The organism is Citrobacter portucalensis (assembly GCF_023374935.1).
GTDB lineage: Bacteria > Pseudomonadota > Gammaproteobacteria > Enterobacterales > Enterobacteriaceae > Citrobacter > Citrobacter portucalensis.
On record NZ_CP092466.1, the window covers coordinates 2,735,036 to 2,759,095 of the forward strand.

The window sequence follows — 24,060 nt, forward strand, 5'->3', positions numbered from 1 at the left end:
CAGCTAGCTTTTACGAGGAGTCGTTTGATGACGACGAGAACCACACCAAAAATTACGTTATGGGAATTTTTCCAGCAGTTGGGCAAAACCTTTATGCTGCCCGTGGCTCTGCTCTCATTCTGCGGGATCATGTTAGGGATCGGCAGCTCGTTAAGTAGTCATGATGTCTTAACGCTGATTCCGGCATTGGGTAATCCGGTACTGCAGGCTATTTTTACCTGGATGAGCAAAGTAGGCTCATTTGCGTTTAGCTTCTTACCGGTGATGTTCTGTATTGCCATACCTCTCGGCCTGGCCCGCGAGAACAAAGGCGTAGCGGCATTTGCCGGTTTTGTTGGTTATGCGGTGATGAACCTTGCCGTCAACTTCTGGTTAACCGCGAAAGGTATCTTGCCTACCACCGATGCCGCGATCCTGAAGGCCAACAACGTGCAGAATATCCTGGGGATCCAGTCGATCGACACCGGGATCCTCGGCGCTGTTATTGCCGGGATCATCGTCTGGATGCTGCATGAACGTTTCCACAACATTCGCCTGCCGGATGCACTGGCGTTCTTCGGCGGTACCCGCTTTGTACCAATTATCTCTTCGGTGGTGATGGGACTGGTCGGCCTGGTCATTCCCCTGGTTTGGCCGGTTTTCGCCATGGGCATTAACGGGCTCGGCCACATCATCAACAGCGCGGGCGAATTTGGTCCAATGCTGTTTGGTACCGGTGAACGTCTGCTGCTGCCGTTTGGTCTGCATCATATTCTGGTGGCGCTCATTCGCTTCACCGAAGCTGGCGGCACGCAGGAAGTCTGCGGTCACAGCGTGAGCGGCGCACTGACTATTTTCCAGGCTCAACTGAGCTGCCCGACAACACAAGGTTTCTCTGAAAGCGCAACCCGCTTCCTGTCGCAGGGTAAAATGCCGGCGTTCCTCGGCGGTTTGCCGGGGGCAGCGCTCGCTATGTACCACTGTGCTCGCCCTGAAAATCGTCATAAAATTAAAGGGCTGTTAATTTCTGGTCTCATTGCCTGCGTGATCGGCGGTACAACCGAACCACTCGAGTTCTTATTCCTGTTCGTTGCCCCTGTTTTGTATGTAATCCACGCCCTGCTGACCGGTCTTGGTTTCACCGTGATGGCTGTGTTAGGCGTCACCATCGGTAACACGGACGGTAACCTGATTGACTTTGTGGTATTCGGCATTCTGCACGGGCTCTCTACCAAGTGGTATCTGGTCCCTGTCGTGGCTGCAATCTGGTTCGCGGTGTACTACGTGATCTTCCGTTTCGCCATCACACGCTTCAATCTCAAGACCCCGGGTCGGGACGTCGAAATTGCCAGCAATATCGAAAAAGTCATGGCGGGAGCACCGGGTAAATCCGGTTACAACGTCCCTGCCATTCTGGCGGCGCTGGGCGGTGCGGAAAACATTGTCAGCCTTGATAACTGCATTACCCGTCTGCGCTTGTCAGTGAAGGATATGTCGCTTGTGAACGTACAGGCACTGAAGGACAATCGCGCCATTGGCGTAGTGCAACTCAATCAGCATAATCTTCAGGTTGTTATTGGTCCGCAGGTCCAGTCAGTGAAAGACGAGATCGCAGTTCTGATGAACACCGTACAGGCTTAAGGACAACAATATGTTTGATTTTTCAAAAGTTGTGGACAGGCATGGTACCTGGTGTACCCAGTGGGATTACGTTGCCGACCGTTTTGGTTCAGCCGACCTGCTGCCGTTCACCATCTCCGATATGGATTTTGCCACCGCCCCCTGCATTCTGGAGGCGCTGGCTCAGCGCCTGTCACATGGCGTGTTGGGTTACAGTCGCTGGAAAAATGATGAATTTCTGGCGGCGATTAGCCACTGGTTTCTATCGCGTCATAATACCCAAATCAATCCTCAGTCGCTGGTTTATGGCCCCTCGGTCATCTATATGGTATCGGAGCTGATCCGCCAATGGTCTTCTGCGGGTGATGCGGTGGTTATTCATACGCCGGCTTACGACGCGTTTTACAAAGCGATTGAAGGTAATCAGCGTCAGGTATGCGCTGTCGGACTTGAAAAACGCGCTGACGGTTGGTTTTGCGACATGGTTGCACTAGAAAAAGCGCTGTCCCGGCCTGAAAGCAAAATTCTCCTGCTTTGCAGCCCGCACAACCCAACCGGTAAGGTATGGACGCGCGATGAACTGGAAACCATGGCGGAACTGTGTCAGCGCCACGGTGTAAAAGTCATTTCTGATGAGATCCATATGGATATGGTATGGGCAGACCAGCCGCACATCCCGTGGAGTAACGTCGCGCGCGACAGTTGGGCGCTGTTCACCTCCGGTTCAAAGAGCTTTAATATTCCGGCATTAACCGGGGCTTACGGGATTATTGAGGATGAGCAGAGTCGCAACGATTACCTCAGTGCGTTAAAGGGTCGGGATGGTCTTTCCTCACCTGCAGTGCTCGCGCTTAGCGCACATATCGCAGCCTACCAACAGGGCGCTAGCTGGCTTGATGCGCTGCGGGATTATCTTGCCAGTAACCTGCATTACATCGCGCACGAACTGAATGACGCATTCCCCGAACTGAACTGGCAGGTTCCGCAATCTACCTATCTGGCATGGATTGACTTGCGTCCACTCAACCTTGATGACCACGCACTGCAGGAAGCACTCATCCATCAGCAGAAAGTCGCCATCATGCCAGGATACACATACGGAGAAGAAGGACGCGGTTTTGTGCGCCTCAATGCCGGATGTCCACGTTCCAAACTTGAAAAAGGCGTTAAGGGGTTGATTAACGCCATCCGCACAATACGTTAAATAGTCTTGCGCAATGAAGAACTCATTGCGCAACTCCTTATATAAAAAAACAAATCTGTTTTTTATCGTTTTTTTTAATACCAATTCCTCCCTGACTTTTCCTGCCAGTCAAAATCAACAGCAATAAAAATCAAAAAGACAAAATACAAAGCTGAGAAGATAGCCGAAATATAGCGCTGTTTTATATACATAAAAATCATGAATACAACACAAATAAACATTCACAAAAAAAATTTAACTTTATTTTTACTCCTGTCCCTAACGACATCCATTTTTCTTTGGTATATCCCTTTTAGTAATCAGCGTTATAGCCTCTCTTTTTACCCGGTTATTGCAACCTTTGCTGGTGTATTGCACATTCAGACGGGGTGCTTTATGACGATGAATTACATGAGTTATCGGCGCAAAAAATATCTTTTACCCCTGGCCTGCGCATTCTATTGCTCGGGTCTTTTTTTATTTCTTGCCCTCTATATTTATTTTTATAAAAACGGCCTCCCCGGTGTTATCTACAACGACATTGCTGTTTTATATTTTATGAGAAATATGTTAATTACGGGGTTGTTTTTTGCTACATATTATCTGTACAGATTCAAGCATAAAAAAGGAAAATGCAGCAAAACAATAATTTATGCAACTTACGTGTGGAGCGTAGTGCACCTGGTAATGGCTACCCTCTATTCCATTCGCGTTACGCCAATCGCCTTTCAGTTAGTTGATACAGATACATTCGAATGGTTGCGCCCCTGGCGTGGGAGTTTTATTTATATCCTGATCATATTGTGGACCAGCATTATGTTGTTAGGGGCAAAATTAACCCGGCTAAAAACACAGTTTTGGGTAAGTATGTCACTGGTTGCCCTGAGCAATCTGTTAAGTGTCATCATTATGCTGAAGTATACGCATATAGACTCCGCTGGATGGTATCTCGCCAGAGGCCTGGAGTGCCTTAGCGCAATGGCCGTGATGATCGTGCTCATGTCTGATATTTTCAAGCGCTACAAAGCCTCACGTCAGGCCTATGAATTATCCTATGAAAATTCAGTCCGCGACCCGATGACCCGACTTTTCAACCGTGGCTATTTTTATAACGCACTCAGCAATGAGATTAAAATGACAGCGACCCATAAACCCCTGAGCATTGTCTTTTGCGACATTGATTTCTTTAAGTCGGTCAATGACACCTGGGGACATTTGCAGGGTGACAGAGTGATAATTAAACTGTCAGAAATTATGCAGCGACTGAGTCGGCGTAACGACATCGTGGCGCGTATTGGCGGAGAAGTTTAATAGCAAAGGAAAAGATCACCACCTGGGCGATCTTTTCCTCATGATCAGTTGGTAATTTTCATGTGCAGCTGGAATGCGTTGGTTTTCCCCTCATCCTTCGCCGCGCCTTTTTGATATATTCTGATGGTATATTTACCGCTGGCAGGCAGCGTATTTTTATAAGTATCACCACTCATCATGCCATCAAAAATGAATTGTTCGCCCGGTGCAATAATACTCATGAAAGGATGAGGCCAGGCGCTTTTCAGAACTGCTTGCATGGTCTGCCCTTTTTTGGCGACAAACGTATAATCTTTTGTTTTATCACCCGTAATTGTCCCCTTGATATCTGCACCACTTGTACCTTTCTTAAACTGGATTACATGCGTTTCATCCGCTTTATACGCCGCATGCGCAGGCGCAGTTGCCAGCAGCAAACTTCCACAGAACATTGTACTGACAATTAGCTTTACACTTTTCACTTTATTAATACCCTCAGTCGTTATTGTGTTTTTATAACATACTTCGCAGCACATTCATAAACTGGAAAGTGTCCATTTTTCGCTATTAGCAATGTTACTCAATAAATATCTGAATAAAATAACACTGACAGGTAGTAATTAAATAAAAACGAGGTAAATAATCTTAAAAAATGAAATCCTCTTATTACACACATGCTGCAGGAAATGCGTTATTGCTTATTTTACGCCCGTCTTACCACCGCAAGGCATAAGCATCGTGATACGGTCTCAAGGATCAGGGAGTCGGAACACTACTCTGTTGGTGCGCTAACAGCATGGTCAACAATTTGGCGATACTTGCTTCCCCATAACCCCGAACTCTGCACTGCTTTTTTTAAAGTTTTTAGAGGAACATTTTTCTGTTGTATAATGGCCTGCACTTTACCTAAATACACGAGTGCGACCATGATTGATACTTCCCTCCCCCTGACCGACGTCCATCGCCACCTTGATGGTAACATCCGTGCACAAACGATCCTGGATCTGGGTCGTCAGTTCAACTTAACGCTTCCGGCACAAACGTTGGAAACGCTGATCCCTCATGTGCAAGTCACATCAACTGAGCCAGATTTAGTGAGCTTTTTATCCAAGCTCGACTGGGGCGTAAAGGTACTGGCCTCGCTGGATGCGTGTCGTCGCGTAGCGTTTGAGAATATTGAGGATGCAGCACGTAACGGTCTGCACTATGTTGAACTGCGTTTTTCCCCTGGCTACATGGCGATGGCGCATCAGCTCCCGGTTGCAGGTGTGGTTGAAGCCGTCATCGCAGGCGTACGCGAGGGTTGCAAGACCTTTGGCGTCGAAGCTCGCTTAATTGGCATTATGAGTCGTACTTTCGGCGAAGCCGCCTGTCTGCAGGAACTGGATGCGCTGTTAGCCCACCGAGACCATATTACGGCACTGGATCTGGCCGGTGACGAACTGGGGTTCCCGGGCAGCCTGTTCCTGTCTCACTTCAACCAGGCACGCGACGCCGGCTGGCGTATTACCGTGCATGCGGGCGAAGCCGCGGGACCAGAAAGCATCTGGCAGGCCATTAAAGAGCTAGGCGCTGAGCGTATTGGTCACGGCGTTAAAGCCGTTGAAGATCGTGCGTTGATGGATTACCTCGCCGAGCATCGTATCGGCATCGAATCCTGCCTGACATCAAACATTCAGACCAGCACCGTTGCCTCACTAGCGAACCATCCGCTGAAAACGTTCCTTGAGCATGGCGTTATCGCCAGTTTGAATACGGACGACCCGGCTGTTCAGGGTGTGGATATTATTCACGAGTACACCATTGCCGCACCAGCTGCAGGCCTAACGCGCGAACAGATCCGTCAGGCCCAAATCAACGGTCTGGAAATGGCATTCCTGAGTAACGAAGAAAAACGAGCCTTGCGCGAGAAAGTCTCCGCAGCGTAACAGGTAAAGTGCCGGATGGCGCTAACGCTTATCCGGCCTACGTTGGTTTTCATTGTAGGCCGGATACGATGCCAGGAAGGTATCGCCTTGCGCCATTTACCTAATCAGGCAAGGCACAGCGTCGAACGATGTTTCGCAGATTCTATACCCAGCTCAATCAGCTCCATAATTTGGATAGCCTGTCTCGCCGGTACCGGGTTTTCACCGTTGCCGTTTAGCGCATCACGAATGCCAGCATAATACGCCGGATAGTTGCCCGGTACGGTTAGCCAGGTTTCTTCAACCTGCTCTTCGCCTTCTAATCGGGTCAATATGCCATCGCGCATATCATATCCCCAGTCTTCCTGAGGCAGGCGCTCGCCATTTTTCAGACGCTCTTCCTGTGGGTCAAGGCCATACTTCACATAGCTGCCACGCGATCCGTGCACAATATAACGGGCCGATTCTGCAGCAGCAAGCATGGTGCCATGCAGGATCACACGACGCTGCGGATACGTCAGGATGGCATGGAAGTAATCCGTCGCCTGCGCGCCCGGACGCAACTGGGCCAGGTCTACCGTCAGGCTGACGGGCAAACCAAACAGATTAATCGCCTGATCCAAAAGATGCGGTGCTAAATCGTACCAGATACCGCTTCCCGGACCGCCCTGTTCACGCCAACGGTCACGAACCTGTGGGCGGAAACGATCGAAATGGGATTCGAAATACGCTACCTCACCCAAAACACCATCCGCCAGCAGAGCTTTCAGCGTCAGAAAATCACTGTCCCAGCGACGGTTATGGAATACAGACAACACACGCCCCAGGCTACGTGCCAGCGCATCCAACTCACGTGCTTGTGACAGTGTCACGGTAAAGGGCTTATCAACAACCACATGTTTGCCCGCTTCCAACGCTGCTTTCGCTAACGGAAAGTGCGTGTCGTTTGGCGTGGGGATCACAATCAGGTCGATATTTGGATCGTTAAAAAGATGCTTAGGCTCAGCAACAACCGCCACCGTAGGCCAGTCTGCTTTCACTTTTGCTTCATCACTACTGGACACTGCAGCCAGTTCCAGACCCGGCGTGCCCACAATCAGTGGGGCATGGAAGGTTTTGCTGGCATAACCGTAGCCAATTAGCCCAACGCGGATGTTGTCACTCATGTTATTGCCTCTCAATTCAGGACTGACCTATTTCACACCATACCTTGCAACGTCTCAATAGTTTAATAACCTTTGCGCTACAAAGGTTGTTTTTTAACTTAAGTCAAACATATGCCACTTATGCTTAACTTGCAGCGAAAAAGAGGTAGAAAACGTTCCCAATCATCTTGCTGTATTAATGAGAGATTAGTAACATTTGCAGCCTGTGTTTATGGATAAATCAAAGCAAATGTCATCAGTAATGAATCGTCTTATTGAATTAACAGGTTGGATTGTTCTCGCCGTCTCCGTGATCCTGCTGGGTGTTGCCAATCATATTGACAATTACCAGCCACCAGAGCCCGTTGCGGCAGTGCAGAAGAAATAAGCATCAGCAGCCTTTTATTGCCCGGCAATTAACATTGGTAGTTGCAGGGTCTGCCGGTAAAAGATCGCTTTCTGTCAAAAAAAGCGAATTACGCCGCGTCCCGCTCCGCTGCATATTGCCAGCGATCGCTAAGCGCGTTACCCTTGCTCAAGACGCGCATAGCGCCTGATTTTTCACAGGTATGAACACTCTTCTTACATTTGCACGTAAATGCGCTTTTACCTGTGCTCGTTGTTTATTTTTATATTTTCTACTCCGTTGGTATTATTTTATTAATATGGATCTGCATTTATGACCGTTCAGGATTACTTATTAAAATTCCGCAAAATCAGTTCGCTCGAAAGTCTGGAAAAACTGTTCGACCATCTTAACTACACGCTCACCGACGATAACGACATTATCAATATGTACCGGGCCGCAGACCATCGCCGTGCGGAGCTTATCTCCGGAGGTCGTCTGTTTGATGTTGGTCAGGTACCTAAATCAGTCTGGCATTACGTGCAATAAAGAAGAAAGTAGCGCTCAACGTTAAAAGCTTTATAATAATTGCCCCAAAATGAATGGCATGATTGATTGCGCGCGTAAACCTGGAGAAGAGATGACTACAACACCGGCACAACGTATCGGAGGCTGGCTACTTGGGCCACTGGCCTGGCTGTTAGTCGCGTTGTTGAGCGCTTCGCTGGCGTTATTACTTTATGTCACTGCGCTGGCTACACCGCAAACCTTCAAAACGCTGGGTGAGCAAAGTACGGCCAATTTGCTGTTATGGGGCGTCTCCTTTATTACCGCGATCGCCATGTGGTATTACACACTGTGGCTGACGATTGCGTTTTTCAAACGCAGAGCCTGTGTGCCTAAGCATTACATTCTGTGGCTGCTGATCTCCGTGTTGCTGGCGATTAAAGCGTTTGCGTTTTCACCCGTCCCAGACGCTTTTGCCGTGCGCCAACTGCTGTTCCCATTACTGGCTGCAGCACTGTTGGTGCCCTACTTCAAACGATCGCAGCGCGTTAAATCGACGTTTGTGAACCCGTAATAACCCTACAGTTAACCTGTTGTCGCCTGTTGAAGATTGTCAGATAATAGGCGGCTTTTTATTTCAGGCCGAAAAATGACTGATTACCTGCTGCTGTTTGTCGGAACTGTACTGGTCAATAACTTTGTACTGGTGAAGTTTCTGGGCCTTTGCCCGTTTATGGGCGTTTCCAAAAAACTGGAAACCGCAATGGGTATGGGCCTTGCCACGACGTTTGTCATGACACTGGCATCCATCTGCGCTTGGCTGATTGATACCTGGATCCTAATTCCGCTCAATCTCATCTATCTGCGCACGCTGGCTTTTATTCTGGTTATCGCCGTCGTCGTGCAGTTTACCGAAATGGTTGTGCGCAAAACCAGCCCTGCGCTGTACCGCCTGCTGGGGATCTTCCTACCGCTGATCACCACTAACTGCGCAGTGTTAGGTGTGGCGCTACTGAACATCAACCTCGGCCATAACTTTTTACAGTCGGCGCTATACGGTTTTTCCGCCGCCGTCGGCTTCTCGCTGGTGATGGTACTGTTCGCCGCGATCCGCGAACGCCTCGCCGTGGCGGACGTCCCAGCGCCGTTTCGCGGCAATGCGATTGCGCTGATTACCGCTGGTTTAATGTCATTGGCCTTTATGGGCTTTAGTGGTTTGGTGAAGTTGTAATGAATGCTATCTGGATTGCCGTTGCCGCAGTGAGTCTACTGGGTCTGGCGTTCGGCGCTATTTTGGGGTACGCCTCACGACGTTTTGCCGTTGAAGATGATCCGGTCGTGGAGAAAATTGATGAAATTCTCCCGCAAAGCCAGTGTGGCCAGTGCGGCTATCCGGGCTGTCATCCTTATGCTGAGGCGATCGGCTCTCAGGGTGAAAAAATTAACCGTTGCGCCCCCGGCGGCGAAGCGGTGATGTTAAAAATTGCCGCCCTGCTGAATGTCGATCCGCAGCCTATTGATGGCGATGAACAAGACGTTACGCCGGTGCGAATGCTGGCGGTCATTGATGAAAACAACTGTATTGGGTGCACTAAGTGTATTCAGGCCTGCCCGGTCGATGCCATCGTGGGCGCGACCCGCGCCATGCACACGGTAATGAGCGATCTCTGCACTGGATGCAACCTGTGCGTTGACCCGTGCCCGACGCAATGTATTGAATTACGCCCGGTAGCCGAGACACCCGATAGCTGGAAATGGGATTTAAACACCATCCCTGTGCGCATCATTCCCGTGGAACAACATGTTTAAGTTATTCTCTGCATTCAGAAAAAATAAAATCTGGGACTTTGATGGCGGCATTCATCCACCAGAAATGAAAACCCAGTCAAACGGAACGCCGTTGCGACAGGTTCCGCTGGCGCCGCGTTTCGTTATTCCGCTGAAACAACATATTGGTGCGGAGGGTGAACTGTGCGTAAACGTGGGTGACACCGTGCTGCGTGGTCAGCCCTTAACCCGCGGACGAGGCAAAATGCTTCCAGTCCATGCGCCAACATCAGGCACCGTTGTTGCCATTGCCCCGCACTCCACCGCGCATCCTTCGGCACTGGCTGAGTTGAGCGTCATCATAGACGCCGATGGCGAAGATCGCTGGATTGAGCGAGACGGCTGGACCGATTATCGCTCCCACAGCCGGGAAGAGCTGATTGCGCGTATTCATCAGTACGGCGTCGCCGGGCTGGGTGGCGCAGGTTTTCCCACCGGCGTTAAACTGCAGGGCGGCGGAGATAAAATTGAAACGCTGATCATTAACGCCGCCGAATGCGAGCCGTACATTACGGCAGATGACCGCCTGATGCAGGACTGTGCCGCTCAGGTCGTCGAAGGTATCCGCATCCTGGCGCACATTCTTCAGCCACGCGAGATCCTCCTGGGTATCGAAGATAACAAACCGCAGGCAATATCTATGCTGCGCGCGGTGCTGGCTGATTCACACGACATTAGCCTACGCGTGATCCCCACCAAGTACCCGTCCGGCGGGGCCAAGCAGTTAACACAAATCCTGACCGGCAAGCAGGTTCCCCACGGCGGACGCTCCTCTGATATCGGCGTATTGATGCAAAACGTCGGAACCGCCTATGCAATTAAACGTGCAGTAATCGACGGAGAGCCGATCACCGAACGTGTCGTGACGCTAACCGGTGAAGCAGTCAGTCGTCCGGGCAACGTCTGGGCGCGTTTAGGTACGCCGGTTCGTCATCTGCTCAACGATGCGGGCTTCTGCCCTTCCGCCGACCAGATGGTGATTATGGGCGGGCCGCTGATGGGCTTTACGCTGCCGTGGCTGGATGTCCCGGTGGTGAAGATAACCAACTGTCTTCTGGCCCCCTCTGCCAGTGAAATGGGTGAAACGCCAGAAGAGAAAGGCTGCATTCGCTGTAGCGCATGCGCCGATGCCTGTCCGGCCGATCTCCTGCCACAACAGCTTTACTGGTTCAGTAAAGGGCAACAGCACGACAAAGCGACGGCCCACAATATCGCCGACTGTATTGAATGCGGTGCCTGCGCCTGGGTATGCCCAAGCAATATTCCACTGGTACAGTATTTCCGTCAGGAAAAAGCCGAGATTTACGCCATTAGTCAGGAAGAAAAGCGCGCCGCAGAAGCAAAAGCTCGGTTTGAAGCCCGACAGGCGCGCCTTGAACGTGAAAAAGCAGCACGTCTTGAACGCCATAAGAGCGCCGCTGCTCAGCCGGCGGCCAAAGATCATGATGCCATTGCCGCCGCGCTGGCTCGCGTAAAAGAAAAGCAGGCTCAGGCGCTGCAACCGGTGGTCATTCAGGCAGGTAAAAAACCTGACAATAGCGCCGTGATTGCCGCACGCGAGGCGCGTAAGGCGCAAGCTCGTGCTTCCCGTAAGGAAAACCCGCCGCAAAGTGAAGGCAGCAGCACGGGTACAGACCCGCGTAAAGCTGCCGTGGAAGCGGCAATTGCCCGCGCCAAAGCCCGCAAGCTTGAGCAAGAAGCGGTAACAGAAACGGCCGAACCGGTTGATCCGCGTAAGGCTGCCGTGGAAGCGGCAATCGCCCGCGCCAAAACTCGCAAGCTCGAGCAGCAGGCGGTAACAGAAACAACCGAGCCCGTTGATCCGCGTAAAGCTGCCGTGGAAGCGGCAATCGCTCGCGCCAAAGCCCGCAAACTTAAACAAGAAGCGGTAACAGAAACAGTCGAACCGATTGATCCGCGTAAAGCTGCCGTCGAAGCGGCAATCGCCCGCGCCAAAGCCCGCAAGCTAGAGCAGCAGGCGGTAGCCGAAACAGCCGAGCCGGTTGATCCACGTAAAGCCGCCGTCGCGGCCGCCATCGCACGCGCTCAGGCAAAGAAAGCCGCACAGCAGCAGGTTGTAAACGAGGAATAAATGGTATTCAGAATAGCAAGCTCCCCTTATACCCATAACCAGCGCCAGACGTCGCGTATCATGATGCTGGTGTTACTTGCTGCATTGCCGGGGATTGCCGCTCAGCTGTGGTTCTTCGGCTGGGGCACGTTGTTCCAGATCGTTCTCGCTGCCATCAGCGCTATTGCTGCCGAAGCGGGTGTGCTTAAACTGCGTAAACAACCCATTGTGGCAATTTTAAAAGACAACTCTGCGTTACTCACTGGGTTGCTTTTGGCCGTCAGTATTCCGCCCCTCGCGCCATGGTGGATGGTGGTATTAGGCACGGTATTTGCGGTTATCATTGCGAAACAGCTGTATGGCGGGCTCGGGCAGAACCCGTTTAACCCTGCCATGATTGGCTATGTCGTGCTGCTCATCTCATTTCCGGTACAGATGACCAGTTGGTTGCCGCCGCATGAAATTGCGGCCACGGTGCCTGGTTTCTTTGACGCCCTGAACGTTATCTTTAACGGGCATACCGCCAGCGGAGGGGATATGAATTCGCTGCGTATGGGTATCGATGGTATCAGTCAGGCAACACCTCTTGATACCTTTAAGACATCCTTGCATGCCGGACGTACCGTTGAGCAGGTGATGCAATACCCGATCTACAGCGGCATGCTGGCAGGCGCTGGCTGGCAGTGGGTGAACCTTGCCTGGCTGGTTGGTGGTATCGTGCTGTTATGGCAAAAAGCGATTCGCTGGCATATCCCGGTTAGCTTCCTGCTGTCGCTCGCTGTTTGCGCCACTTTAGGTTGGATTTTTTCGCCAGATTCACTGGCATCACCTCAGTTGCACTTGCTTTCCGGTGCGACGATGTTAGGTGCGTTCTTTATTCTTACCGATCCCGTTACAGCATCAACAACCAACCGTGGTCGTCTGATTTTTGGCGCGCTTGCGGGCCTGTTGGTGTGGTTGATACGCAGTTTTGGTGGTTATCCTGATGGCGTGGCTTTTGCCGTGTTGCTGGCAAATATCACGGTTCCCCTGATTGATTATTACACCCGCCCTCGCGTGTACGGACATCGCTAAGGACTAGATATGCTGAAAACGATTCGTAAACACGGTATTACACTGGCGCTGTTTGCTGCGGGCTCAACGGGGTTAACCGCAGCAATCAATCAATTAACCAAGTCAACCATTGATGAACAGGCCGCGATACAGCAAAAAACGCTGTTCGATCAGGTTCTGCCTGGCGATCGCTACAATAATAACTTGTCTGAAAGTTGTTATCTGGTCAATGCGCCGGCGTTAGGCAAAGGTACGCACCGTGTATATATTGCCCGCCAGGACGATCGTCCTGTTGCTGCGATTCTTGAAGCTACGGCGCCAGATGGTTATTCCGGGGCGATTCAACTGCTGGTGGGTGTCGATTTCACGGGTACCGTGTTGGGTACGCGTGTTACCGAACACCATGAAACGCCTGGGCTGGGCGATAAAATCGAACTGCGACTGTCCGACTGGATCACCCATTTTAGCGGTAAAACAATTTCTGCGGATAACACCTCTCACTGGGCAGTGAAAAAAGATGGCGGCGACTTTGACCAGTTTACTGGCGCAACCATTACACCTCGTGCGGTGGTTAACGCGGTTAAACGTGCCGGCCTGTATGCGCAGACGCTGCCTACGCAACTCCCTCAACTTAGCGCCTGTGGAGAATAACCATGAGCGAAATTAAAGACGTGATTGTCCAGGGGTTATGGAAAAATAACTCCGCGCTTGTGCAACTACTCGGGATGTGTCCGCTGTTGGCCGTCACCTCTACCGCCACGAACGCGCTGGGGCTTGGACTTGCGACTACGCTCGTCCTGACGCTGACCAACCTGACAATTTCAGCCCTTCGCCGCTGGACACCGCCAGAAATTCGTATTCCGATTTATGTCATGATTATCGCCTCCGTGGTGAGTGCGGTACAGATGTTGATCAATGCCTACGCCTTCGGCCTGTATCAGTCTCTGGGCATCTTCATCCCGCTGATTGTGACCAACTGTATTGTTGTTGGTCGTGCAGAGGCATTCGCCGCCAAAAAGGGCCCTGCGCTATCCGCACTTGATGGTTTCTCCATCGGCATGGGCGCAACAGGTGCCATGTTTGTTCTGGGCTCGCTGCGTGAAATAATTGGTAACGGTACACTGTTTGATGGTGCAGACGGTTTATTGGGTAGCTGGGCCAAAGTCTTGCGCGTTGAGATCTTCCATACTGATACGCCGTTTCTGCTGGCCATGCTGCCACCGGGCGCGTTTATTGGCCTGGGTCTGATGCTGGCGGTGAAGTATCTGATTGATGAGAAAATGAAGAAACGTCGTGCCGAGGCGGCTGTCGTGGACAGTCCCGCGGGTGAAACAGGGAATGCGTAATGAACAAAGCAAAACGTCTGGAAATACTGACGCGCCTGCGGGATAACAACCCGCATCCGACAACCGAGCTTAATTTTGCATCGCCGTTTGAACTGTTGATTTCGGTCTTGCTCTCCGCACAAGCGACCGATGTCAGCGTCAATAAAGCGACGGCTAAGCTATACCCCGTCGCCAATACGCCTGCTGCGATGCTGGAGCTCGGTGTTGAAGGTGTTAAGTCCTACATCAAGACAATCGGTTTGTTTAACAGCAAAGCGGAAAACGTAATTAAAACCTGCCGCATTCTGCTGGAGCAACATAATGGTGAAGTGCCTGAAGACCGTGCTGCGTTAGAAGCTCTCCCTGGAGTTGGGCGAAAGACGGCTAATGTAGTGTTAAATACCGCCTTTGGCTGGCCCACTATCGCCGTAGATACCCACATTTTTCGCGTCTGTAATCGCACGCAATTCGCCCCGGGTAAAAACGTCGAGCAGGTTGAAGAGAAGCTGCTGAAAGTCGTACCCAGTGAATTTAAAGTCGATTGCCATCACTGGTTAATTCTTCATGGCCGCTACACCTGCATCGCCAGAAAGCCGCGCTGTGGTTCCTGTATTATTGAAGATCTCTGCGAATTCAAAGAGAAAGTCGATATCTAATGCTGCCGGGGCATCCTCCTCGCCCCTTACATACATAACGATTAGTTATGCACTCCCCAGCGTTTATTTTCCCGACAATGATGCCATCCAATTGCTCATATCTAATGCAATATTCTTGTTAATTAACACCTGAGCAGGTTAATCGTTTTTTTAGCAAAAGAAATTTCTATCTATACGTGATCCAGATCATCCAGCCAACACAATGTTAATAAATTTTTATTTTTTAGTTAAGGTGACAATTAGATGACCCAACTGCACAGTTTCTAAACAAAACATTACACTGCCTATTTTTCAGATAATGGCCTATATCACTGGATTCAACCTTAAATAGCAGAACATATCGCCACATTGCGGTTCTGGCGGTGATTAAACAGTGTAAAAATCTGCCATTTTAGAAATGAAGAAATTTAACGCTAGATAACATTTCACAGCACCGACGATTTCACCAGTCATGATATATGTAACAGATTATTACAAACCACTTGTCTGAAGGGTCAAGATAGTGAACATTACTTGCCGTTTCCCCTCCCACTATAACAATCGGACGGATGAACTTGACTCATCACGTACCTGAACACCCCCGTTGATATGGGATGTAAAAAAAGAGGTAAAAGTGTCTACTGCAAACAATAAACCAACAGAAAGCGTAAGTTTAAACGCCTTCAAACAACCAAAAGCGTTCTATCTCATTTTCTCTATTGAGCTGTGGGAACGTTTTGGTTATTACGGCCTGCAAGGGATTATGGCCGTCTACCTGGTTAAACAGCTGGGTATGTCAGAAGCGGATTCCATCACCCTTTTCTCGTCCTTTAGCGCTCTGGTGTACGGTCTGGTTGCCATTGGCGGCTGGTTAGGTGATAAAGTTCTGGGAACAAAACGTGTCATTATGCTGGGTGCCGTTGTGCTGGCCATCGGTTATGCGCTGGTAGCATGGTCAGGCCACGATGCGGGTATCGTTTATATGGGCATGGCGGCCATCGCGGTCGGTAACGGCCTGTTTAAAGCAAACCCATCCTCCCTGCTCTCTACCTGCTATGCCAAAGATGACCCGCGTCTTGATGGTGCATTTACCATGTACTACATGTCCGTCAACATCGGTTCATTCTTCTCTATGCTGGCAACGCCATGGTTAGCTGCGCGTTACGGCTGGAGCACCGCGTTCGCTCTGAGCGTCGTGGGTATGCTGATTACCGTTGTTAACTTCGCATTCTGCCAGCGTTGGGTTAAACAGTACGGTTCTAAACCGGACTTTGAACCGATCAACTTCCGTAACCTGCTGCTGACCATTGCTGGTGTTGTGGTACTGATCGCGATTGCAACCTGGTTGCTGCACAACCAGCAGATCGCTCGTATGGTTCTGGGCGTCATTGCGCTGGGTATCGTGTTCATCTTCGGTAAAGAAGCCTTCACCATGCACGGTGCTGCGCGTCGTAAAATGATCGTCGCCTTCATCCTGATGCTGGAAGCGATTATCTTCTTCGTGCTGTACAGCCAGATGCCGACCTCACTGAACTTCTTTGCGATTCGTAACGTTGAGCACTCTATTCTTGGCATTGCTTTCGAACCTGAACAGTACCAGGCACTGAACCCGTTCTGGATCATCATTGGTAGCCCAATCCTCGCCGCTATCTATAACAAAATGGGCGATACCCTGCCGATGCCGACCAAGTTTGCGATTGGTATGGTGCTGTGTTCCGGTGCATTCCTGATCCTGCCGCTGGGCGCGAAATTCGCTACCGATGCGGGCATCGTTTCCGTTAACTGGTTGATTATCTGCTACGGTCTGCAAAGTATCGGTGAGCTGATGATCTCCGGTCTGGGTCTGGCAATGGTGGCACAGTTGGTTCCGCAGCGCCTGATGGGCTTCATCATGGGTAGCTGGTTCCTGACCACTGCCGGTGCAAACATCATCGGTGGCTACGTCGCTAACATGATGGCTGTACCAGAGAACGTGACTGACCCGCTGATGTCCCTTGAAGTCTACGGTCGTGTGTTCCTGCAGATTGGTGTTGCAACGGCTGTTATCGCTGTTCTGATGCTGCTGACGGCTCCGAAACTGAACCGTATGACTCAGGACGATGACGTCAATGAGAAAGCCTCTAAGGCCGCGACAGCGTAATTCTCAGGGAAACTCATTTTCAGGCCGCTAACTGTTGTTAGCGGCTTTTTTTTTGCCTGAGGTAGCACTACCATACGATATACCTCAGCCAAAAGGAGTTACCGATGAAACTGTTCTACAAACCGGGCGCTTGTTCTCTCGCTTCCCACATCACACTTCGTGAGAGCGGTAAAGATTTCACGCTGGATGGTGTTGATCTGATGAAGAAACGTCTGGAAAATGGCGATGATTTTTTCGCGGTAAACCCAAAAGGGCAAGTTCCCGCACTGCTGCTGGATGACGGTACGCTACTTACCGAAGGTGTTGCCATCATGCAATACCTGGCGGACAGTGTGCCAGACCGCCAGCTCCTTGCCCCTACCAGCAGCCTCTCCCGTTACAAAACCATCGAATGGCTTAACTACATTGCGACTGAACTGCATAAAGGCTTTACGCCACTGTTCCGTCCCGATACGCCGGAAGACTTCAAGCCAACCGTTCGCGCGCTGCTGGAGAAAAAAATGCAGTATGTGAACGACTCGCTGAAAGATAACCAATGGATCTGCGGCCCGCGCTTCAGCATCGCCGATGCATATCTGTTTACCGTACTGCGTTGGGCCTATGCGGTTAAGCTGAATATGGCAGGATTAAGTAATATTGACGCCTATATGGCGCGAATGGCTGAACGCCCGGCGGTTGCCGCAGCGCTGAAAGCAGAAGGGTTAAATTAATTGTTGTTGCCGGGTGGCACTTGCACATACCCGGCCTACAGCTAAAAATATGCCCGATAAGCGTGAGCGCCATCGGGCATCGATTACAGCTGCGTTGCGCTAAAGTAGTGTTCAGGCTTGGCGATACGGTCCTGCGCGGCCACAACCTGCAGCTCATACTCGTGCATATTTTTAGTGGCAATCATCACTTCGTACACCGCCGCAGTCACATGCTCAAGCGCCTGCTGTAAAGATGCGCCCTGCAGCAGTTTTACCAGCAACAAGCCACTCGTCACATCACCCACACCAACCGGTTGACGTGCGCCAAAATCGACTAACGGACGACTGATATGCCACGCCTGTTCAGCGGTGACCAGCAGCATCTCGAAACGGTCGGTGCTGATACCTGCGCGTGCCAGATGCTTCACCAGTACAATGTCAGGTCCCTGAGCGATCAGTTCACGCGCTGCTGCAACAGCCTCGTCGACATTGTTCACCGCATGCTCGCACAGAATTTCGAGCTCAACCAGATTCGGGGCAATAATGTCACTAGCCGGGAGCGCATGGCGTACATGAAATTCCGCCACTCCGGGTGCGACAATACACCCCTTTTCAGGGTGTCCCATCACCGGATCACAAAAGTATTTTGCCTGCGGGTTTGCCGCTTTTACTTTGCAAACAATACTCAAAATATGCTCGCCCTGTTCTGCTGAGCCAAGATAGCCGCTCAGTACTGCGTCACAGGTCTGGAGTTTATCAATATCAGCAATGCCCTGAACAATTTCAGTCAGGTGGCTCGGCGGCATAACGCAACCGGTCCATTTGCCATACTGCGTGTGGTTTGAAAACTGAACGGTATTCAGCGGCCAGACATTTGCGCCAAGACGACGCATCGGAAATTCTGCTGCACTGTTGCCCGCATGACCAAAAACAACGTGGGACTGGATGGCGAGGATATTCTTCATTTTACTTACCACAACCCTGAAAAAATAAAGGGGCGTAGTTTCCCACGCCCCTGCTAACTCAATCTTACTTCCAGCAAATCAGACAATAGTTCTTCTTGCCACGACGCAGTAAGGTATAGCGCCCGAACAGGATATCACTATCCTGGAAGAAATATTCCGGATCAGACTGCTTCTCACCGTTGATGGTTACCGCGTTTGACGCAATGGTCTTACGTGCCTGACCGCGAGAAGGTTGCAGCTCGGAGTCCACCAGCGCCTGCATCAAATCGGCACCTTTGTCCATCTCGATCATCGGCACGCCATCCTGCGCCAGCTGTTCGAAATCTGCTTCACTCAAATCGCTGAGATTGCCGTTGAACAAGCTTTCGGTAATGCGTTTTGCCGCGATCAGACCTTCTTCACCGTGAACCAGACGCGTAACCTGTTCGGCCAGAACATACTGGGCACGCGGCGCTTTACCGCTGTTTTTATCTTCTTCTTCCAGCGCATTGATTTCTTCAATGTCCATGAAAGTGAAGAATTTCAGGAAGCGATAAACGTCCGCATCGGCGGTGTTGATCCAGAACTGGTAGAATTTGTACGGACTGGTTTTCTTCGGATCCAGCCACACTGCGCCGCCTTCCGTCTTACCGAATTTGGTGCCATCAGCTTTAGTGATCAGCGGAACGGTCAGACCAAACACCTGATTCTGGTGCAAACGACGGGTTAAATCGATACCCGAAGTAATGTTACCCCACTGGTCAGAACCACCAATCTGCAGTGCCACGCCGTGCAGTTTGTTCAGGCAGGCAAAGTCATAACCCTGCAGCAGGTTGTAAGAAAACTCGGTAAAGGAGATCCCCTGATCGTCACGGTTCAGACGCTGCTTAACCGCTTCTTTGTTGATCATCTGGTTAACGGAGAAGTGTTTGCCGATATCACGCAGGAAAGTCAGTACATTCATACCGCCAAACCAGTCGTAGTTGTTCGCAGCAATCGCCGAGTTGTCGCCACAGTCGAAATCGAGGAACGGTGCAACCTGTTTGCGGATTTTATCCACCCACTCCTGCACGGTGTCTTCGGTATTCAGTTTACGCTCGGCGGCTTTAAAGCTCGGGTCACCAATCAGACCGGTTGCGCCACCTACCAGTGCAACAGGCTTATGGCCTGCCTGCTGGAAGCGTTTCAGGCATAACAATGGAACCAGATGCCCCAAATGCAAGCTGTCAGCGGTAGGATCGAAGCCGCAATAGAGCGCGATCGGGCCTTGCGCCAGTCGCTCTGCTAACGCTTCCTCGTCCGTCACCTGGGCCACCAGCCCCCGCTCTTGCAATTGTTTAATCAAGTTACTGCTTGCCATCAAAATCTCCATGTATAAAACGACTGCACCTTTGCCGGTACACGACTTTTCGCCTGATGCGAAAGAAACATAGAATAAAGCGCCGGATTGATCAGCACCAGCGCTTAAAACAAGAAATTTGCATCTTTAGGGGGCCAGGCGATCAATTTTCCACGCGTTATCTTCGCGTTGGTATAAAAAACGATCGTGCAGACGGTTTTCACCGCCCTGCCAGAACTCCATTTGTTCAATACTCACGCGAAAGCCGCCCCAGAAACTGGGCAGAGGAACTTCCCCTTGCTGAAACTTCTGCTTCAGTTCGAGGAATTTGCTTTCGAGAATACCGCGCGCGGAGATCCGACTGGATTGTTTTGAGACCCAGGCGCCAATCTGACTATCGCGTGGGCGACTGTGGAAGTATTTCACCACTTCGAGTGTGGAAAGACGCTCTGCCTTGCCGATCACCATCACCTGCCGTTCCAGCGTATGCCAGGGAAATAAAAGGCTGATGCGTGGATTTTTCTCGATCTGATGCGCCTTACGGCTACCAAGGTTGGTATAGAACACCAGCCCTTTGTCATCATAATGCTTGAGTAACACGATACGCTGATACGGCTGACCATTTTCATCGACGGTCGCAACGACCATTGCGGTGGGATCGGCCAGTTTGGCATCACAGGCTTGCCCCAGCCAGCGCTCAAACAGCGCAAGGGGTTCGGCGGGAAGATCGCGGCGGCGAAGACCGCCTTTCGTGTATTCACGGCGCAGATGCGCGATTTGCTGCAATTCGTCGTTATCAGACATGATGTTGGGCTACGGATTGTCAGTGGGTGACGCTATTGTGCGCCGCCCAGGTGAAAATCTCAACGCTTCGGGTTCTGTAACTGACAGTTATTTAGCACTATTCTGTCTCGTTTATAGACCGTTGCCTCGTCGCCTTTAGACCAAAATACGTAGATACCATCGGTATAACGTGCACCTGATGCCGACACGCCCTGTTTGAGGTTCAATAGCTGATTATCATAAACAAAGCTTGCCGTCTGGCGGGTATTGTTCAGCTTCACCGTCAGCGGTTTTTCGTCGCAGCGGTATTCAAGCGTATCCGTTTGCATACGCTCGACAAACTGGTTGTACACACTACAACCGCTAAGCAGTACGGACAGACACACTAACAACAGTTTTTTCATAGCCATATCCTGAAGACTTTCCTGGTCCTGGAGGGTAATGGCACCCTCCCTAATATCCTTAGTTTACCGGCATACCGCGCTGAATAATTTCAGTTAACTCTGAGTTCGTGGATTGGCAGGATAAATTGCCCCTAAAACACTCGGCTCTGACGCCCCCGTCACAGAAGGTAAATTTCCCGGTAATCCGGCCAGCGTTCGCCACGCCAGCCAGGCAAAGGCTAATGCTTCCATATCATCACCGCTGATCCCGGCTTCATCGGTAGAGGTAACCTCTGTACCCGGTAATAATGCCGCCAGACGCATCATCAGCAGCGGATTACGACTGCCACCACCACATACCATGAGTCGATCACAGCCGCCGCTTAATAAGACCTGCTCTGAAATGGTTACTGCCGTCAGTTCGGCAAGCGTCGCCTGCACATCTCGTGGGCTAATTCCCGGAAACTGCGCCAGATGACGCTCTATCCAGCCGTAATTAAAATACTCACGGCCGGTGCTTTTCGGCGCAGACGCGGAAAAATAAGGATCGTTAAGCATATTTTGTAGCAACGGCAGGATCACCGTTCCTGAAATAGCCCACTGCGCATCTTTGTCGTAGGGCTGGCCACATTGCCGCCAGATCCATGCATCCATCAGCATATTGCCCGGCCCAGTGTCGTATCCGCGAACGGGTTGTTGCGGAATAAGCAGAGACAGATTGGCAATCCCGCCGATGTTTAACACCATTCGCCGTTCCGTTGGATGTGCCAGCAGTGCCTGATGAAACGCGGGAACGAGCGGTGCACCCTGCCCGCCAAGGGCGATATCACGTCGACGAAAATCGCCGACTACGGTTATCCCGGTACGCGCGACAATCTGGTTGTTATCACCAATTTGCAGCGTGTGCGGCGCAGCACCGTTCGGTTCATGCCACACAGTTTGCCCGTGGCAACCAATCGCAACGATATCCTGCGGTTTCAATTTTTCTTGCGCCAACAGCGCATTCACCGCCTCAGCAAATAGATAACCGAGCTGTGCATCTAACTGACCAAACTGAGAAAGTGTAAGCTGCTGCCCCTGGCAGATATCCAGAATCGCTTGTTTAACATGAATGGGGATGGGCCAGGTCAGACTCGCCTGCTGCGCAACCATCGTTTCATCTATTGTCGCCAGCACAACATCGACGCCATCAAGGCTGGTTCCAGACATTACACCGATAAAACGGCCCGATTTCATAGGTCATCCTTTTAAGCAAATTAGCCTTGACACTCAACCATAAAGTGTCGACTAATGCCATGCTTCCTTAATGATTTTTGGTGGCTAATCATTACAATGATCGTTTAATTACATCAATTACATGAATGATTCGTTTATACTCGGTTGATCCGATTTCGGTTAAGATTTTCATATTGTTCCAGTAGAACATGTGACCTCAGGCTCACAAATGCCATATAATTTAGCCATGAAGGGTGCTTTATTAGCGTTTCGTGGTGACAAAGGAGATTTGTAAATGATTAAACGTGTGCTGATTGTTTCATTAATGGGCGTATCTTTAGCGGGTTGCGTTAACAATGACAGCCTTTCAGGCGACGTATATACCGCATCCGAAGCGAAACAAGTTCAGAACGTTACCTACGGTACGATTGTTCATGTTCGTCCGGTGCAAATCCAGGGTGGCGATGACGCAAACGTGATTGGTGCTATTGGTGGTGCGGTACTCGGCGGGTTCCTTGGTAACACCGTCGGCGGCGGTACGGGTCGTTCATTAGCGACGGCTGCAGGCGCAGTTGCCGGTGGCGTAGCGGGTCAGGGCGTACAAGGTGCGATGAATAAAACCCAGGGTGTGGAACTGGAAATCCGTAAGGATGATGGTAATACCATCATGGTGGTTCAGAAACAGGGTGCGACCAAGTTTTCAGCCGGCCAGCGCGTTGTTATGGCTAACAACGGCAGCCAGGTTACCGTGTCTCCACGCTAATCGAATTCACGTGTGGTCAGGCTCTGGCCACACGTAACTTATCGTTTCAACCTTGTGACTGCAGTTCAATAATATTGTGTTCGAGTTTAGCAACCAGCTTAATCAGCAGATCAATTTCCTCAGCTGAAATCCCTTCCAGAATTTCTCCACGTGTTTTGTTGATCACCGCTTCCATATCAGCGATCAGCGGCTCAGCCTTCTCTGTCAGTTTAATTCTCTTAGCTCGACGATCGCTGGCGCAAGTCTGTCGTGAAATGAGTCCCTTTTCTTCCAACTGGTCAAGCGTACGTACCAACGAAGGCTGCTCGATGCCAATCGCTTTAGCCAACTGAATCTGCGATTGATCCGGCGGCAACTGATGAATGTTGTGCAGCGTAACCCAATGCGTCTGCGTCAACTCCAGAGGTTTCAGGCGATGGTCAATCAGAGCACGCCAAATGCGCACCAACCGTGCCAGATCAGAACCTAATGGCGATTCCAATTTCATCTCCTTATAATTAGCTTGCTAAGTTATTGTGCTGATTTTAGAATAGTGTGCAGCATTTGTATTCCCAAAACAAATGTATTGCCAAATTTGCTTACCGGCTGACATTTTTTCAGACATTATGCGTTACGGAGACTCATTGTCCCTTTTTTGCTAAACCTATAGCAATGCTCTCTTCCGCCAAGGATTTTGCCCGTGAAGTTTATGTTTAATGCAACAGGATTGCCCCTACAAGATTTAATGATCGGCGCATCTGTCTACTTTCCTCCTGTTTTCAAGGCGATTGTAGCAGGATTTATTCTCTGGCTGGTTGTTCATCGCCTGCTGCGCGACTGGATTTACTCCGGCGAAATCTGGCATCCCCTGCTAATGGATCTGTCACTCTTTACGCTTTGCGTATGTCTGGCCTTTGTTATGCTGATAGCGTGGTGA

Annotated in this window: 26 protein-coding genes; 18 read left to right on the plus strand and 8 right to left on the minus strand. The window is 50.7% G+C overall.

The annotated features are described in order from the left end of the window. The first annotated feature begins 27 nt into the window (after window positions 1-27). From malX to LY264_RS13285, 3 genes are all read left to right on the plus strand, one after another. Window positions 28-1,620, plus strand: a complete 1,593-nt coding sequence (malX, locus tag LY264_RS13275) for a maltose/glucose-specific PTS transporter subunit IIBC (protein WP_048226592.1) — start codon at window positions 28-30, stop codon at window positions 1,618-1,620. 10 nt (window positions 1,621-1,630) lie between these two features. Further along, entirely contained in the window at window positions 1,631-2,803 is a 1,173-nt protein-coding gene (locus LY264_RS13280) for a MalY/PatB family protein (RefSeq protein ID WP_048226593.1), read from the plus strand. A gap of 375 nt (window positions 2,804-3,178) precedes the next feature. After that, window positions 3,179-4,093, plus strand: coding sequence for a GGDEF domain-containing protein (locus LY264_RS13285; RefSeq protein WP_240498920.1), 915 nt, complete (start codon window positions 3,179-3,181; stop codon window positions 4,091-4,093). 44 nt (window positions 4,094-4,137) lie between these two features. Here the strand turns inward: LY264_RS13285 and LY264_RS13290 are convergent, their stop codons facing one another. Continuing rightward, complete coding sequence (locus LY264_RS13290) at window positions 4,138-4,554, minus strand: hypothetical protein (RefSeq protein ID WP_048214259.1); 417 nt, start codon at window positions 4,552-4,554, stop codon at window positions 4,138-4,140. A 444-nt stretch (window positions 4,555-4,998) separates the two neighbouring features. Between LY264_RS13290 and add the strand changes: the two genes are divergently transcribed. Next, on the plus strand, window positions 4,999-6,000 hold the full coding sequence (gene add / locus LY264_RS13295; RefSeq protein WP_048214260.1) for an adenosine deaminase: 1,002 nt from the start codon (window positions 4,999-5,001) through the stop codon (window positions 5,998-6,000). 104 nt (window positions 6,001-6,104) lie between these two features. Here add and LY264_RS13300 read toward each other — a convergent pair whose 3' ends face one another. After that, window positions 6,105-7,145: an oxidoreductase gene (locus LY264_RS13300; RefSeq protein ID WP_048226595.1), complete on the minus strand. Its 1,041-nt coding sequence runs from the start codon at window positions 7,143-7,145 to the stop codon at window positions 6,105-6,107. A gap of 241 nt (window positions 7,146-7,386) precedes the next feature. Here LY264_RS13300 and blr point away from each other — a divergent pair, with 241 nt between their 5' ends. From blr to gstA, 12 genes are all read left to right on the plus strand, one after another. After that, window positions 7,387-7,512, plus strand: coding sequence for a division septum protein Blr (blr, locus tag LY264_RS13305; protein ID WP_003029134.1), 126 nt, complete (start codon window positions 7,387-7,389; stop codon window positions 7,510-7,512). A 291-nt stretch (window positions 7,513-7,803) separates the two neighbouring features. Further along, on the plus strand, window positions 7,804-8,019 hold the full coding sequence (gene ydgT, locus LY264_RS13310) for a transcription modulator YdgT (RefSeq protein WP_008784684.1): 216 nt from the start codon (window positions 7,804-7,806) through the stop codon (window positions 8,017-8,019). 91 nt (window positions 8,020-8,110) lie between these two features. After that, the gene (locus LY264_RS13315; protein WP_020996422.1) at window positions 8,111-8,551 is read left to right on the plus strand and encodes a DUF2569 domain-containing protein; all 441 of its coding nucleotides are present in this window, start codon (window positions 8,111-8,113) and stop codon (window positions 8,549-8,551) included. 75 nt (window positions 8,552-8,626) lie between these two features. Beyond that, window positions 8,627-9,208, plus strand: a complete 582-nt coding sequence (gene rsxA, locus LY264_RS13320) for an electron transport complex subunit RsxA (RefSeq protein ID WP_003029144.1) — start codon at window positions 8,627-8,629, stop codon at window positions 9,206-9,208. Further along, complete coding sequence (gene rsxB, locus LY264_RS13325) at window positions 9,208-9,786, plus strand: electron transport complex subunit RsxB (protein WP_032943340.1); 579 nt, start codon at window positions 9,208-9,210, stop codon at window positions 9,784-9,786. Before rsxA ends, rsxB begins: the two co-directional genes overlap by 1 nt. Continuing rightward, window positions 9,779-11,896, plus strand: a complete 2,118-nt coding sequence (rsxC, locus tag LY264_RS13330) for an electron transport complex subunit RsxC (protein ID WP_048226597.1) — start codon at window positions 9,779-9,781, stop codon at window positions 11,894-11,896. The genes rsxB and rsxC overlap by 8 nt, the downstream gene beginning before the upstream one ends. Next, window positions 11,897-12,949, plus strand: coding sequence for an electron transport complex subunit RsxD (rsxD, locus tag LY264_RS13335; protein WP_008784680.1), 1,053 nt, complete (start codon window positions 11,897-11,899; stop codon window positions 12,947-12,949). A gap of 9 nt (window positions 12,950-12,958) precedes the next feature. Beyond that, the gene (gene rsxG, locus LY264_RS13340; protein ID WP_048226599.1) at window positions 12,959-13,579 is read left to right on the plus strand and encodes an electron transport complex subunit RsxG; all 621 of its coding nucleotides are present in this window, start codon (window positions 12,959-12,961) and stop codon (window positions 13,577-13,579) included. Window positions 13,580-13,581: 2 nt separating this feature from the next. Next, complete coding sequence (locus tag LY264_RS13345; RefSeq protein ID WP_008784678.1) at window positions 13,582-14,274, plus strand: electron transport complex subunit E; 693 nt, start codon at window positions 13,582-13,584, stop codon at window positions 14,272-14,274. Next, a complete protein-coding gene (gene nth, locus LY264_RS13350) occupies window positions 14,274-14,909 on the plus strand; it encodes an endonuclease III (RefSeq protein WP_048226601.1) in 636 nt (211 codons plus the stop codon). Before LY264_RS13345 ends, nth begins: the two co-directional genes overlap by 1 nt. Window positions 14,910-15,522: 613 nt before the next feature. Beyond that, on the plus strand, window positions 15,523-17,028 hold the full coding sequence (gene dtpA, locus LY264_RS13355; RefSeq protein WP_020996425.1) for a dipeptide/tripeptide permease DtpA: 1,506 nt from the start codon (window positions 15,523-15,525) through the stop codon (window positions 17,026-17,028). A 104-nt stretch (window positions 17,029-17,132) separates the two neighbouring features. Next, complete coding sequence (gene gstA, locus LY264_RS13360; RefSeq protein ID WP_003832787.1) at window positions 17,133-17,738, plus strand: glutathione transferase GstA; 606 nt, start codon at window positions 17,133-17,135, stop codon at window positions 17,736-17,738. Window positions 17,739-17,821: 83 nt separating this feature from the next. On the opposite strand, the gene pdxY is transcribed toward gstA, so the two are convergent. From pdxY to anmK, 5 genes are all read right to left on the minus strand, one after another. Continuing rightward, window positions 17,822-18,682, minus strand: a complete 861-nt coding sequence (pdxY, locus tag LY264_RS13365) for a pyridoxal kinase PdxY (RefSeq protein ID WP_048226603.1) — start codon at window positions 18,680-18,682, stop codon at window positions 17,822-17,824. A gap of 64 nt (window positions 18,683-18,746) precedes the next feature. Next, complete coding sequence (gene tyrS, locus LY264_RS13370; protein WP_048226605.1) at window positions 18,747-20,021, minus strand: tyrosine--tRNA ligase; 1,275 nt, start codon at window positions 20,019-20,021, stop codon at window positions 18,747-18,749. Between the two features lie 126 nt (window positions 20,022-20,147). Next, window positions 20,148-20,804: a pyridoxamine 5'-phosphate oxidase gene (gene pdxH / locus LY264_RS13375; protein ID WP_003029169.1), complete on the minus strand. Its 657-nt coding sequence runs from the start codon at window positions 20,802-20,804 to the stop codon at window positions 20,148-20,150. 59 nt (window positions 20,805-20,863) lie between these two features. Beyond that, window positions 20,864-21,193 carry a C-type lysozyme inhibitor gene (gene mliC / locus LY264_RS13380; protein WP_122984011.1) on the minus strand — a complete coding sequence of 110 codons (330 nt, stop codon included), beginning with the start codon at window positions 21,191-21,193 and terminating at the stop codon, window positions 20,864-20,866. Between the two features lie 87 nt (window positions 21,194-21,280). Beyond that, complete coding sequence (anmK, locus tag LY264_RS13385) at window positions 21,281-22,402, minus strand: anhydro-N-acetylmuramic acid kinase (protein ID WP_048226609.1); 1,122 nt, start codon at window positions 22,400-22,402, stop codon at window positions 21,281-21,283. A 274-nt stretch (window positions 22,403-22,676) separates the two neighbouring features. Between anmK and slyB the strand changes: the two genes are divergently transcribed. Then, window positions 22,677-23,144, plus strand: coding sequence for an outer membrane lipoprotein SlyB (gene slyB, locus LY264_RS13390; RefSeq protein ID WP_003029175.1), 468 nt, complete (start codon window positions 22,677-22,679; stop codon window positions 23,142-23,144). A gap of 46 nt (window positions 23,145-23,190) precedes the next feature. Here the strand turns inward: slyB and slyA are convergent, their stop codons facing one another. Beyond that, entirely contained in the window at window positions 23,191-23,631 is a 441-nt protein-coding gene (gene slyA / locus LY264_RS13395; RefSeq protein ID WP_008784672.1) for a transcriptional regulator SlyA, read from the minus strand. A gap of 192 nt (window positions 23,632-23,823) precedes the next feature. On the opposite strand from slyA, the gene LY264_RS13400 reads away from it, so the two are divergent. Then, window positions 23,824-24,060, plus strand: a complete 237-nt coding sequence (locus LY264_RS13400) for a DUF1656 domain-containing protein (RefSeq protein WP_003029180.1) — start codon at window positions 23,824-23,826, stop codon at window positions 24,058-24,060.